The following is a 13878-nucleotide window of genomic DNA, read 5'->3' as shown; positions in this document are numbered from 1 at the left end:
ACGACCTGACCGGTCCGCCGGGGGTCCCTCCCGTGGGGGGTGGGGGCGCCCGGCGGACCCATGTTCGCGGCCACTTTTTCCGGATGACCCGTTTTCGTACGGCCCCCGCGGTCGACAATAAGGTCATGAGTCAGCAGGGGGAGAGGTCCGCCACCCACGAGGACGACTGGTGGCGCAGGCTGTACGACGAGAACGCCCGGGACACCGGGACGAGCGACGCGGCCGACAGTCTCGACGACCGCTTCGACTCGGCGTCGGACGCGCTCGGTCCGGACGCGCTCGGTCCGGACGCGCTCGGTCCGGACGCGCTCGGTCCGGGCGGGCGCGGTCCGGGCGGGCGCGGTCCGGGCGGGCGCGGGGGATCCGACGGGGAGACGGGGACGACGCCCGCGGGAGAGGCGGCGCCTCCGAGGGGGAAGGCGGAGGGCGGGTCCCGGAGCGCGGTGGCCGTGCCCCGGCCGGCGGGGGAGCGTGCGCCGTGGGAGCCGCCCGCCGCGACCGTACGGGTGTCGGGGGCGTCCCCGGCCGGCCCGTCGCAGCCGCGTACCTTCGCCGCACCTCCGGTTCCTGCGGATCCCCCTCCCGCGCCCGACCGGCCGCCGGCCCCGGAGCCGCCGATCGGGCCGTCGATCGAGCCGCCGATCGGCGACTCGGTGTCCGTGCCGCCGGTGCCGCCGGTCCCGTCCGTGCCGCCGCTGCCCAGACGGCCGGTCGCCGAGAGGCCCGCCGCCCCGCTGGTGCCCGTCGCCCCGTCCGCCCCTGACACCACGGCCGCCGTACCTGCCGCACCCGCACCGGAGGCCGAGCGCGAAACCGCGTCCGTCCCCCGTTCCGTGATCGGCCATGTGGGTGACCGACCGCCCACCTACGACGCCGAGCCCACCGCGCTGCCCACCACCGTCCCGCAGGAGCTGGACGGTCTCGTCTCCGACACCGTGCTCGACGGTGCCCGCTACGGCACGTACACCCTGCGCGCCGCCTCCGTGCGCGGGGACTCCGCACGGTTTCGCGGCGAGCCCCGCCGTGACGCGCTGCTCACCGCGCGTTTCGGCACCGACCAGCACGCACTGGTCCTGGTCGCCGTCGCGACCGGGGCCCGCGCCACCGAGTCGGCGCATCTGGCGGCGGCCGATGCCTGCCGCTGGATCGGCGCAGCGGTCGGCCGCAGCCATGCCCGGCTCTCCGAGGACATAAGGGCGGGCCGCCGCGGAGACCTCAAGTCCGGCCTGAACCGCCTCACCGACCGCACGTACGGCAAGCTGCGCGCCCGCGCCGCCGAGCTGGGGACCGAACCGCGGCAGTACACCGCGGGCCTGCGCTGCCTCCTGCTGCCGGCGGACCCCGAATGCCGTACGAGGATCTTCTTCGGCATCGGCGCCGGTGGACTCCTCCGGCTGCGCGACGGCATCTGGCAGGACCTCGAACCGGAGGTTCCGGCAGCCGCCGGCGACACCTGCGCGGACTCCGGGGCCGGATCCGGCCCCGCGTCCCCCGGGAACGGCCCCGACAGTGACCGCCTCACCATGGATCCGGCCGTCACCGCCCCCGCGTCGTCGTACGCCGGGACCCCGCTCGACCCACCAGCAGAACCGTTCCGGTTCCGGGGCTCGGTGGCCCGACCGGGGGACACCCTGCTGCTGTGCAGCCCCGGACTGGCCGAACCGCTGCGCGGCGAGCCCGCCCTGGCCCGGGAGCTCGCCGGACGCTGGGCCCCCGGCACGGCGCCGGGTCTTGTCACCTTCCTCGCGGACACCCAACTGCGGGTGAAGGGGTACGCCGACGACCGTACGGGCGTGGGCGTCTGGGAGGCGTAACCGCGCGCGCCATGGGTTGATGGATGCGGAGTCCGGAAGCCGAAGCGCGGAAAGGGTACGCACCCATGGCCAAGCAGAACGTGTCGGAGCAGTTCGTCGACATCCTCGTCCGGGCGGGCGTCAAGCGTATGTACGGTGTCGTCGGCGACAGCCTCAACCCGGTCGTCGACGCCATCCGCCGCAACCGGGACATCGACTGGATCCAGGTCCGGCACGAGGAGACCGCCGCTTTCGCCGCGGGCGCGGAGGCCCAGATCACGGGCTCGCTGGCGGCCTGCGCAGGATCGTGCGGCCCCGGCAATCTGCACCTCATCAACGGTCTCTACGACGCCCACCGTTCCATGGCTCCCGTGCTCGCTCTCGCCTCGCACATCCCATCGAGCGAGATCGGTCTCGGCTACTTCCAGGAGACCCACCCGGAGCTGCTCTTTCAGGAGTGCAGCCACTACAACGAGATGATTTCCAATCCGCAGCAGATGCCGCGACTGCTCCAGACGGCCATCCAGCATGCGATCGGCCGGGGCGGGGTCAGCGTCGTCACGATGCCGGGCGACATCGCCTCGCAGCCCGCCCCGGAGAAGTCCATCGAGCACGCGCTGGTCACCTCGCGGCCGACGGTCCGGCCCGGTGACGAGGAGATCGACAAGCTCTGCCGGATGGTCGACGAGGCGAAACGTGTGACATTGTTCTGCGGCAGCGGCACGGCGGGCGCCCACGCCGAGGTGATGGAGTTCGCCGAACGGGTGAAGGCCCCGGTGGGGCACGCGCTGCGCGGCAAGGAATGGATCCAGTACGACAACCCGTACGACGTCGGGATGAGCGGCCTGCTCGGCTACGGCGCCGCGTACGAGGCGACCAACGAGTGCGATCTCCTCATCCTGCTCGGCACCGACTTCCCGTACAACGCCTTCCTCCCGACCGATGTGAAGATCGTCCAGGTCGATGTGCGTCCCGAGCACCTGGGCCGTCGTTCCAAGCTGGATCTGGCGGTCTGGGGCGATGTCCGCGAGACCCTGCGCTGTCTGACCCCGCGGGTGAAGGCCAAGAGCGACCGCAAGTTCCTCGACCGGATGCTGAAGAAGCACGCCGAAGCGCTGGAGGGCGTGGTCAAGGCGTACACCCGCAAGGTTGAGAAGCACGTCCCGATCCATCCGGAGTACGTCGCCTCGGTGCTGGACGAACTGGCCGACGACGACGCCGTGTTCACCGTCGACACCGGTATGTGCAACGTGTGGGCCGCGCGCTATCTCTCCCCCAACGGCAAGCGCCGGGTCATCGGATCGTTCAGCCACGGCTCGATGGCCAACGCGCTCCCGCAGGCCATCGGGGCCCAGTTCACCGACCGGAACCGGCAAGTGGTCTCGATGTCCGGCGACGGCGGATTCACCATGCTGATGGGCGACTTCCTGACGCTGGTGCAGTACGACCTGCCGGTGAAGGTCGTGCTGTTCAACAACTCCTCGCTGAGCATGGTCGAGTTGGAGATGCTGGTCGCCGGCCTGCCGTCGTTCGGTACGTCCAACAAGAACCCGGACTTCGCCGCGGTCGCCCGCGCCTGCGGGGCGTACGGCGTGCGGGTGGAGAAGCCCAAGCAGCTCGAAAGCGCACTGAAGGACGCCTTCAAGCACAAGGGTCCGGCGCTCGTCGATGTCGTCACCGACCCCAACGCCCTCTCCATCCCGCCGAAGATCAGCGCCGACATGGTGACCGGCTTCGCGCTCTCCGCGAGCAAGATCGTGCTGGACGGGGGAGTGGGCCGGATGGTCCAGCTGGCCCGCTCCAACCTGCGGAACGTGCCCCGCCCCTGAAGGGTGCCCCGGGCAGGGCCTGGGGCAGGGCCTGGGGCGGGGCGGTGCTCGGTGACATGTGACACCGGGCCACGCCCCGGGCCGTCACGCCGGGGTCAGTCGCAGTGTCAGGATCTGGAACGGCCGCAGCGACAGTACGAGACCGTGCTCGTCGGTGTCCGCCTCGCGCAGCGGCCGTTCCAGCAGATCGGTGACCTGGGCCCGTACGACGGGGAAACCGACCCGCAGCGTGGTGCCGGCGCGACCGCCCGCCGACTCGTACAGCCGCACGATCACATCGCCGCTCCGGTCCTCGGCGAGTTTCACCGACTCCACCGTGACCGCCGGATGCCCCGTGTCGACCAGCGACGGCAGCACGGGAGCCACGGCCGCCCGCAACGGCAGATTGAGCGCGAGCCCTTCCCGTACCGAGTCCGTGATCCCGCCGCCCGGTGCCAGCGCGTACCTGAACCGGTGCCGACCGAGGTCGGTCTCCGGGTCGGGGCTGTGCGGGGCGCGCAACAGCGTCAGCCGTACGGTCGTGCCGAGGCCCGAACCGTGCGGGGTCCGGGTCACCTCGTGCCCGTACGTCGAGTCGTTGAGCAATGTGACGCCGTACCCCGGCTCGGCGACCCGGAGCCAGCGATGGGCGCAGATCTCGAAACGGGCCGCGTCCCAGCCGGTGTTGTCGTGCGTGGGACGGTGGACGTGACCGAACTGGATCTCGGACGTGGACCGTTCGGCATGCACATCGAGCGGGAATGCCGCTTTGAGTACCTTCTCCGACTCCCGCCAGTCGATTTCGGTGTCGATGTCGATCCGTCGGCTGCCCGCGGTCAGCCGGATCTCCTGTGTGACATGTGAGTGCCCGAAGGATCGCAGCACGCGGACCGCGGCCCGCAACGGCCCCTCCTCCACCAGCTCGACGGAGTCGGCGTCGGTGAGATCGGTGCGGGTGCGGCGGTAGTGCCGGTCGATGTCCCAGGCGTCCCAGTGATTGGGGTGATCCGGGTGCAGCTGGAGGAGGTTGGCCCGGTGGCCGGGGACGAGGACGTCCCGCCCCGCGCCGAGATCGCGCACGGAGGCGATCAGGCCGTCGCCGTCGACCACCACCCGCAGCAGCCCGTTGTCGAGCACGAGGCCCTCGCCCGCCGAATCGGTCGCGGTGACCGGGTGTTCCGGCACCGCCGAGCCGTTCAGCGGACCCGCACCGAGCCCTGGCGTGTCGGCCAGCACCGCCGTGCGCCCGTCGCCCAGGTGTTGCACATGCGCGCCGGAGGGCAGCACCCCGCCCGCCTCCGCGTCCAGCTCGACCACCTGACGGCGGTGGTACGGAGACGAGTTGAGCACCACCAGGCCCTCGGCCGCACCCAGTGCGGCTACCGCGTCCGCCGTCAGGTCCGCCAGCTCCACCCGTACCCGCTCGTATGTCTCGCGGGCCTCGCGGTGCACCCAGGCGATCGACGAGCCGGGCAGGATGTCGTGGAACTGATGCAGCAGGACCGTCTTCCACAGTCGGTCCAGTGCCTCGTACGGATAGCCGTAGCGGTCGGCGGGGTTGCGCAGGGCCGCCGCCGTGGCCCACAACTCGGCCTCGCGGAGAAGGTGTTCGCTGCGGCGGTTGCCCTGTTTGGTCTTGGCCTGGGTGGTGTACGTGGCCCGGTGCAGCTCCAGATACAGTTCGCCCGACCAGACCGGAGCCTGTGCCCCGTACTCCTCCTCGGCCGCCGCGAAGAACGCTGCCGGCCGCTCGATGCCCACCCTCGGCGAACCCTCCAGGTCCTTGAGCCTGCGCGCCTTCTCCAGCATCTCGCGGGTGGGCCCGCCCCCGCCGTCACCCCAGCCGAACGGGACGAGCGAGCGGGTCGCCAGGCCCTTCTCTGCGAAGTTCCGCTCCGCGTGGGCGAGTTCGCGGCCGTGGAACTGGGCGTTGTAGGTGTCCACGGGCGGGAAATGGGTGAAGACCCTGGTCCCGTCGATGCCCTCCCACCAGAAGGTGTGATGTGGCATTTTATTGCTCTGGTTCCAGGACAGTTTCTGGGTCAGGAACCATTTCACTCCCGCAAGCCGGGCCAGCTGCGGGAACGCGGCCGTGTAGCCGAAGGAGTCCGGCAGCCAGATCTCCTCGGTCTCCACTCCCAGCTCCTGCTCGAAGAACCGCTTGCCGTGCACGAGCTGCCGGGCCAGTGCCTCGCCACCGGGCATGTTGGCGTCGGACTCCACCCACATCGACCCCACGGGCGCCCACTGCCCGTCCGCCACGGCCTGCTTGATCCGCTTCCAGATGTGCGGCTGGTGCTCCTTCACCCAGGCGTACTGCTGGGCCTGCGAAGCCGCGAAGACCAGCTCCGGATAGTCCTGGGCGAGTGCGGTGACATTGGCGAAGGTGCGCGAGGCCTTGCGCACCGTCTCCCGCAGCGGCCACAGCCACGCCGTGTCGATGTGCGCATGACCGGCGGCCGAAATCCGGTGCGCGCTCGCCGCGGCCGGGCGGGACAGCGCTTCGGCCAGCTCGTCCCGGCCGGCTCGCGCCGTGCCCGCCACGTCGTGCAGGTCCAGCACGTCGAGCATGCGCTCCAGCGACCGCAGGATCTCGTGCCGTCGAGAACGTTCGACGGGGAGTTCCCGCATCAGCTCGGAGAGCACCTCGATGTCCAGGACCAGATGCCAGACCTCCTCGTCCAGCACCGCCAGGTCCGCGGCGGCGAACCGGTAGAGCGGCCGGTCACCCGCCGTCGTCACGTCCCCGAGCGGAGTCGGCGCGAAACCGTGCTCCAGCACGGCCGGGTTGGCCGCCGCCTCCAGGAGCAGCGAGACCGGCTCGCCGCCCGCTGCCGGGGAGGCCAGCGTGAGATGGCGATTGCGCGGATGGATGCCCTTGATGGGGACGCCCGCGGTGTCGTACAACATGCCCTCGGCCTGGAAACCCGGCCCCTGACCGGAGAACCCGGGATCGACGACCACCTCGACCCGTCGCCCCGCCCACTCCGCCGGCACGGTCCCCTCCAGCCGGAACCAGCTGGTGGACCAGGGCCTACCCCACTCGGTGCCGGTACGGAACGGCTCGAACGATTCCTGGAGGACCCGCGCCACCGGAACGGGTTCGCCGGGGATGTGCCGCACGGAGAGGGCGAGCGGGGTCCGGTCCGGGTACTGGGCGGGGCGGATGAACTGGTGAAGGGCACGTTCGAGGCGGTCCTCCACCAGGGTGCGGTCGTCGTGCATCACGGCTCCTCGGGGTCGGTGCCTGCGGGTGTCCTTGGCTCCACTTCCCCGGCGGCCGACCCGGCACCCCTGTAAGCCGCGCGACGGGGTGACGGTTGATCAACTGGCCCTGTGCGCGCCCTTGGCGGCCCTTAAGCAATGTGACATATTACTGACGTGCTTACGAGACACCCCTTGGATGTCGTCATCGTCGGGGCCGGAATGGTCGGCGCCGCCTGCGCCTACTACACCTCCCGGTCCGGACTCTCCGTAGCCGTCGTCGACCGCGGGCCGGTGGCCGGCGGCACTACCGGAGCCGGCGAGGGAAACCTCCTGGTCTCCGACAAAGTGCCGGGACCAGAGCTGGAACTGGCCCTGCTCTCCGCCACGTTGTGGCAGCAACTGTCCGAGGAACTGCCCCCGGACATCGAGTACGAGCTCAAGGGCGGTGTGGTCGTCGCGGCGACCGAGGACTCCCTGACCGCCCTGTCCTCGACGGCCGCCGGCCAGCGGGAGGCGGGCGTCGAGGCGTACCACGTCACATCCGACCGACTCCGCGACCTCGAACCCCAGCTCGCACCGCACCTGACCGGCGGCTGCCACTATCCGCAGGATGCGCAGGTCCAACCAGCGCTGGCAGCAGCCGAGTTGCTGCGTTCGGCCACTCGCGCCGGCGCGCTCATGCGCCCGGGGGAGGAGGTGGTCGGAATACTCAGGGACGGGAAGGGCGCCGTACGCGGGGTACGCACGACACGGGGCGAACTGCGGGCCCCCGTGGTCGTCAACGCGGCGGGCACCTGGGGCGGCGACCTCGCCGCACTGGCCGGGGCGAACCTCCCGGTCCTGCCGCGCAGGGGGTTCGTACTCGTCACCGAACCACTGCCTCGACTGATCCGGCACAAGGTCTACGCGGCGGAGTACGTGGCCGACGTGTCGAGCGGGTCGGCGGCGCTGCAGACCTCGCCCGTGGTGGAGGGGACGCCCTCGGGTCCGGTACTCATCGGGGCGAGCCGTGAACGGGTCGGCTTCGACCGGACGTTGTCCGTTCCGGTGGTCGCCCGGCTGGCGGCCCAGGCCGCCGCCCTCTTCCCCGTGCTCGCCGATGTGCGGGTGCTGCGCGCCTACCACGGGTTCCGTCCCTACCTGCCCGACCATCTGCCCGCGATCGGACCGGACTCCCGGGTGCCGGGGCTCTTCCACGCCTGCGGCCATGAGGGTGCCGGGATCGGGCTGGCGCCCGCCACCGGACTGCTGATCGCCGACGCGATCCGGGGGAAGCGGCCCGTACTCGATCTCGGACCGTTCGCCCCCGACCGGTTCGATGCCACCTGCCATGTCACATGACGGCGGAGAGCGGGGCGCCCGTGCCCCAGGAGAGGACCCAGTGAGACGCACCCGTGCACGTACCCCCGCCGAGCTCGTCGGGGCCGAGCCCGAACCGGAGTTCCGGCTGACCTTCGACGGTCGCCCGATCCGCGCACTACCGGGCCAGACCATCGCTGCCGCACTCTGGTCGGCGGGCATCCTGACCTGGCGCACCACCCGGGTCCACGGCCGGCCGCGGGGCGCCTTCTGCGGCATCGGCGCCTGCTACGACTGCCTGGCCACCGTCAACGGGCGGCCCAACCAGCGTGCCTGCCTGCTGCCCGCCGGGCCGGGCGACACCATCACTACGCAGGAGGGCGACGGGCATGCCGCACTCGACGGATGACCGCCGGGTGCGGGAGACCGGCCGCGCCGCCATCGCCGTGGTGGGGGCGGGACCGGCAGGCCTGGCCGCAGCCGTCACCGCCGCCGACCACGGGCTCGACGTGGTGCTGCTGGACGCGGCCGCCGCGCCCGGCGGGCAGTACTACCGCAGCCCGGCCGACGGACTCGGCGCCACCCGGCCCGGGGCCCTTCACCACAACTGGCGCGCCTTCGCGGAACTCTCCGCGCGACTCGCCGCGCACCGTGACACCGGCGGGATCCGCCATCTCACCGGCCACCAGGTGTGGACGGTCGAACGAACCGGCGACGGGGACTGGATCCTGCACGCGGTCACCGGGGGCGACGAGGAGACGCGCACCGCCGTCCGGGCCCGCAGAATGCTCTTGGCCACGGGGGCCCACGAGCGTCAACTGCCCTTCCCGGGCTGGACACTTCCGGGAGTGGTGAGTGCGGCGGGGGCCCAGGCCATGCTGAAGTCGGGGCTGGTGCTGCCGGGGCGCCGGATCGTCGTCGCGGGCAGCGGGCCGCTCCTGCAGGCCGTCGCCCTGTCGCTGACGCGTGCGGGGGCGCGCGTCCCGGCGCTGGTCGAAGCCGCCGGCTACGGAGCGTACGCCCGTGCTCCCCGCGTGCTGGCCGCCAACCCCGGCAAGGCGGTGGAAGGTGCCAGGTTCGGGGCGGCGCTGGCGCGCGCCCGGGTCCGGGTACTGACCCACCGTGCGGTCACCGAGGTGCACGGCGACAAGCGGGTGGAGGCGGTGACCGTCAGCAGGGTGGACCGCCGATGGCGCCCCGTCGCGGGGACCGGCCGTCGGATCGACTGCGACGCGCTCGCCGTGGGACACGGGCTCGTGCCACAGCTGGAACTCGCCGTGGCAGCCGGCTGCGCCACGCGTCCGGGCCCCGACGGCACACACGCGGTCACCCTCGACGAGCAGCTCAGGACCACCGTCCCCGGGGTCTGGGCGGCCGGCGAGTCCGGTGGCGTCGGCGGCGTCGAACTCGCCCTGTACGAGGGTGAGTTGGCGGCACTCTCCGTCATTCGCGAGGTGCGGGGCGGGGCGTTGAGGAAGGAGGCGCGCAGAGCGGTCGCACTGCGGCGCTCCCGGCGCCGACTGCGGGCCTTCGCCACTCTGATGGGGACCGTGCACCGGCCGGGGTCCGGGTGGAGCGAGTGGCTGACCGGCGATACCGAGGTCTGCCGTTGCGAAGAGGTCACCGCGGGCCGGATCCGCGCGGCGTGCGAGGAGTTGGGAGCCGGCGACACCAGGACCGTCAAACTGCTCACCCGGGCCGGAATGGGGTGGTGCCAGGGCCGGACGTGCGGATTCGCCGTGCGTGAACTCGCCGCCGCGCACGGCGCCGGGCAGGAGCCGGGCGGACCCGACCGGCGCCCGCTGGCCTGCCCCGTGAAGCTCTCCACACTTGCCGACCTGGCCGGGCCCGGGTAGGCCCGCAGCCAGTCCTTCCCTCGGAGCCCGACGGCCCGCCGCTACGGGCTCCCGCGTACCGGAACGGTGCGTTCACCCACTGTTGTCCATGTTTCCTCCACACCGTGACATGTCACACCTCTCAAGGAGCCACGATGCAGACGAACACCGACTCACGCACCCGCCCCTGGCACGGCGTCATGGTCGCCACCCCGGTCACCCTGCGCGACGACTGCACCATCGACTACGACGCCTACGCCACCCATGTGCGGCAGCTCATCGAGGCGGGCTGCGACGGAGTGGTGCCCAACGGCTCACTGGGGGAGTACCAGACCCTGACCGACAGTGAACGCGAGCAGATGGTCCGGGTCGCCGTCGAGGCCGCGGGCGACGGCAGCCGCGTCATGCCGGGCGTCGCCGCCTACGGCAGCGCGGAATCACGGCGCTGGGCGGAACAGGCCGCCGAGGCGGGCGCCGGTTCCGTACTGCTCCTGCCGCCCAACGGATACCGCTGCGAGGACGAGGCGGTGCGCGCCCACTACGCCGAGGTGGCCGAGGCCGGGGTGCCGGTAGTCGCGTACAACAACCCGTACGACACCAAGGTGGATCTGACACCGGACCTGCTCGCCCGCCTCCACCAGGACGGCAGTATCGTGGCCGTCAAGGAGTTCACCGGCGACGTCCGCAGGGCGTACGAGATCGCCGAAAAGGCGCCCGGTCTCGACCTGCTCGTGGGCGCCGACGACGTACTGCTGGAACTGGCACTGGCCGGCGCCGTCGGGTGGATCGCGGGTTGCCCGAACATGCTGCCGTCCTGCTGCGTCGATCTGTACCGGGCCGCTGTCACCGGTGACATGGCAACCGCTCTGCCGCTGTACCGGGAGCTGCACGAGCTGCTGAGGTGGGACTCGAAGCCGGAGTTCGTCCAGGCCATCAAGGCGTCCATGGACGTCGCCGGACGCCACGGCGGCCGCACCCGTCCGCCCCGGTTCCCCCTCCCCGCCGACGACGCGGCCGCCGTACGCGCCGCGACGGAGAAGGCACTCGCCGGGGGCCTTCACTGAGAGCGGCATCCGGCCGCCGTACGCCCGGACGGAGCGTCCGGCCCGGACCGTTTCGTTCCGTCCCGTTTCTTGTGTTCTTCGTATCCGTCCTGACGAACCAGGGGGAGCCTTGCAGACACGTCACATTTTCCATGCCGTCGACTCACACACCGAGGGCATGCCCACCCGCGTCATCACCGGCGGCATCGGCACCATCCCCGGTGTCACGATGGCCGAACGGCGCAACCATTTCCAGGAGCACCGGGATGCCGTGCGCACCCTGCTCATGTACGAACCGCGCGGTCACGCCGCCATGAGCGGCGCGATTCTCCAGCCGCCCACCCGGCCGGACGCGGACTACGGCGTCCTCTTCATAGAGGTCTCCGGCTATCTGCCGATGTGCGGGCACGGCACCATCGGGGTGGCGACCGTCCTGGTGGAGACCGGCATGGTGGAGGTCACCGAACCCGTCACCACCGTGCGGCTGGACACCCCGGCCGGGCTCGTCAGCGTCGACGTACAGGTGACGGATGGCGCCGCCACCGCCGTGACCCTCACCAACGTTCCGGCGTTCAGCGTCGCGCTCGACCGGACGTTGGACGTCCCCGGCTACGGGAAGCTGCGCTACGACCTCGCCTATGGCGGGAACTTCTACGCGATGCTTCACCTGGCCGACCTCGGGCTGCCCTTCGACCGGGCGCGCAAGGACGACATCCTGGCTGCCGGGCTCGCCCTGATGGACGCGGTCAACGCCACCGACCGGCCCGTCCACCCCGAGGACCCCAGCATCCACGGCCTCAAGCATGTGCAGTGGATCGCGCCCGGGTCCGACGCCCGCCACTCCCGGCACGCGATGGCCATCCACCCCGGCTGGTTCGACCGCTCGCCCTGCGGGACCGGCACCTCGGCCCGCATGGCCCAGCTGCACGCACGCGGTGAACTCCCCCTGGACACCGACTTCGTGAACGAGTCCTTCATCGGCACCTCGTTCACCGGACGGCTCGTCCAGGAGACCACCGTGGGCGGACTGCCGGCTGTGGTCCCCACCGTCACCGGCCGCGCCTGGATCACCGGTACCGCACAATTCTTCCTGAACCCGTCCGATCCCTTCCCCGAAGGATTCCTGCTGTGAATCTTCCCCTGCTCGGCGCCGACGACATCGAGGCCCTGGGACCGACCGGAGCCGTGGACGCACTGGAGGCGGCGCTGAGCGGGGGACTGGATCCGGAGACGGCGCCGCCCCGGCACCATGTCACAGTGCCCGGCGGGGAGCTGCTGATCATGCCCGCGACCACCCGGCAGGTGACCGGAGTGAAGATCGCCGGGGTCGCCCCGGCCAACCCGGCGCGCGACCTGCCCCGGATCACCGGAAGCTATCTGCTGCTCGACGCCCCCACACTGCTGCCGCTCGCCCTGCTGGACGGGGCCGCGCTCACCACCCTGCGTACACCGGCCGTGTCCGCACTGGCGATCCGCCACCTCACCGGGTCCGTCGTGCGCCATCTGGTGCTCTTCGGAACCGGGCCCCAGGCATACGGGCACCTGGCCGCGGTGCTCGCGGAACGCCGGGTCGAACGGGTCACGGTGGTCGGCCGCAACCCGCACCGGGCCGAGACACTGGCCGAGCACGCCCGCCGGCTCGGGGTGGACGCCCGCGTGGGGCAGGGGCACGGTACCGGTGAGGTCGCCACGGCCGATCTGGTGCTCTGCTGTACCACCTCCGCCACTCCGCTGTTCGACGGTTCCCTCGTGCCGGACGGGGCGACGGTCGTCGCGGTCGGCTCGCACACCCCCGATGCCCGGGAGGTCGACACCGCGCTGGTGTCACGCTCCGCCGTCATCGTCGAATCGCGGTCGGCGGCGCTGTCGGAGGCGGGCGATCTACTGATCCCGCTGGCGGAGGGCGCCTTCGGGGCCGAGGACATCGTCGCCAACCTCGCCGAGCTGGTGACCGGTCGCAACATCGAGGGGAGGCCGGCCGACTTCGAGGGTCCCCGGTTCTTCAAGAGCGTCGGGATGGGCTGGGAGGACCTCGCTGTCGCCGCGGCGGTGCACCGGAATTCGGCGCCTTGAGCGAGTTGTCCACAGCTCCGGAACGACGGGCCCTGGCGGAAACGTGACATTGTATTCTGAGGCCCCGCACGGCGCTGGAGGAACACATATGGCCCGCCTGACGACGCTCAACGCCATCTCCGCGCAGGAGCACTTGCGTGACCGGGTGGCAAACGCCCTCAGGGCGGCCCTCATCGCGGGGGAACTCCGTCCGGGGGTGATCTACTCCGCTCCCGCGCTCGCCGCCGACTTCGGGGTGTCCGCCACCCCGGTCCGCGAGGCCATGCTCGACCTGGCTCGCGAGGGCCTGGTCGAAGCCGTACGCAACAAGGGCTTCCGGATAACGGAGCTGACCGAACAGGATCTCGACGACTTCACCGAGCTGCGGGTCATGATCGAGGTTCCCACCGTCGGACGCATCGCCCGGATGGGCAGGACCAGGGAGCTGGAGGCGCTGCGGCCACTCGCCCAGGCGATCGTCGCAGCCGCTGCCGAGCACGACATCCTCGGCTATCTGGAGGCGGACCGCCGCTTCCACCTCGAACTGCTCGGCCTGGCGGGAAACCGCCGCTTGGTGGAGGAGGTCGGTAATCTGCGCAAGCGATCACGCCTCTTCGGGCTGAACCGGCTCGATGAAACCGGGCTGTTGGTCCAGTCGGCCGAGGAACATGGTCAGCTGCTCGACCTCTTGATCGCCGGCAACGCGGAGCGCGCCGAGCGGTGCATGCTGGCTCATATGTCACATGTCAGGAATCTCTGGGCCGAGGAGGAACCCAATGAAACGGGCGCGGGAGGCAAGCGGATCAGAAGCGTGAAACTGCCGGTCGCAGAGGCCTGATCC

General features: G+C 71.3%; 10 protein-coding genes. 9 read left to right on the top strand and 1 reads right to left on the bottom strand.

Annotated features, from left to right (window positions below):
- The first annotated feature begins 125 nt into the window (after positions 1-125).
- Together OG520_RS08190 and OG520_RS08185 are read left to right on the top strand one after the other, a co-directional pair.
- Positions 126-1814: a protein phosphatase 2C domain-containing protein gene (locus OG520_RS08190; RefSeq protein WP_406012728.1), complete on the top strand. Its 1689-nt coding sequence runs from the start codon at positions 126-128 to the stop codon at positions 1812-1814.
- 65 nt (positions 1815-1879) lie between these two features.
- A complete protein-coding gene (locus OG520_RS08185; protein ID WP_399329118.1) occupies positions 1880-3622 on the top strand; it encodes a pyruvate dehydrogenase in 1743 nt (580 codons plus the stop codon).
- A gap of 84 nt (positions 3623-3706) precedes the next feature.
- Here OG520_RS08185 and OG520_RS08180 read toward each other — a convergent pair whose 3' ends face one another.
- Positions 3707-6826 carry an alpha-mannosidase gene (locus OG520_RS08180; RefSeq protein WP_406012727.1) on the bottom strand — a complete coding sequence of 1040 codons (3120 nt, stop codon included), beginning with the start codon at positions 6824-6826 and terminating at the stop codon, positions 3707-3709.
- Between the two features lie 156 nt (positions 6827-6982).
- On the opposite strand from OG520_RS08180, the gene OG520_RS08175 reads away from it, so the two are divergent.
- From OG520_RS08175 to OG520_RS08145, 7 genes are all read left to right on the top strand, one after another.
- Positions 6983-8149: an NAD(P)/FAD-dependent oxidoreductase gene (locus tag OG520_RS08175; RefSeq protein WP_399329120.1), complete on the top strand. Its 1167-nt coding sequence runs from the start codon at positions 6983-6985 to the stop codon at positions 8147-8149.
- Positions 8150-8189: 40 nt separating this feature from the next.
- The gene (locus OG520_RS08170; RefSeq protein ID WP_399329121.1) at positions 8190-8516 is read left to right on the top strand and encodes a (2Fe-2S)-binding protein; all 327 of its coding nucleotides are present in this window, start codon (positions 8190-8192) and stop codon (positions 8514-8516) included.
- A complete protein-coding gene (locus OG520_RS08165) occupies positions 8497-9963 on the top strand; it encodes an NAD(P)/FAD-dependent oxidoreductase (protein ID WP_406012726.1) in 1467 nt (488 codons plus the stop codon). Before OG520_RS08170 ends, OG520_RS08165 begins: the two co-directional genes overlap by 20 nt.
- A 134-nt stretch (positions 9964-10097) precedes the next feature.
- On the top strand, positions 10098-11006 hold the full coding sequence (locus tag OG520_RS08160; protein WP_406012725.1) for a dihydrodipicolinate synthase family protein: 909 nt from the start codon (positions 10098-10100) through the stop codon (positions 11004-11006).
- Positions 11007-11115: 109 nt separating this feature from the next.
- Positions 11116-12117, top strand: coding sequence for a proline racemase family protein (locus tag OG520_RS08155; RefSeq protein ID WP_406012724.1), 1002 nt, complete (start codon positions 11116-11118; stop codon positions 12115-12117).
- Positions 12114-13058 (top strand): ornithine cyclodeaminase family protein, encoded by a 945-nt coding sequence (locus OG520_RS08150; RefSeq protein WP_406012723.1) that lies wholly within the window; start codon positions 12114-12116, stop codon positions 13056-13058. Before OG520_RS08155 ends, OG520_RS08150 begins: the two co-directional genes overlap by 4 nt.
- Positions 13059-13146: 88 nt before the next feature.
- A complete protein-coding gene (locus tag OG520_RS08145) occupies positions 13147-13875 on the top strand; it encodes a GntR family transcriptional regulator (protein ID WP_399329126.1) in 729 nt (242 codons plus the stop codon).
- Positions 13876-13878 lie beyond the last annotated feature (3 nt).

It is taken from the genome of Streptomyces sp. NBC_00984, from assembly GCF_045162475.1.
Classification (GTDB): domain Bacteria; phylum Actinomycetota; class Actinomycetes; order Streptomycetales; family Streptomycetaceae; genus Streptomyces.
Note: the sequence above shows the minus strand (reverse complement) of the source record. Positions and strands in the feature narration are given on the sequence as shown.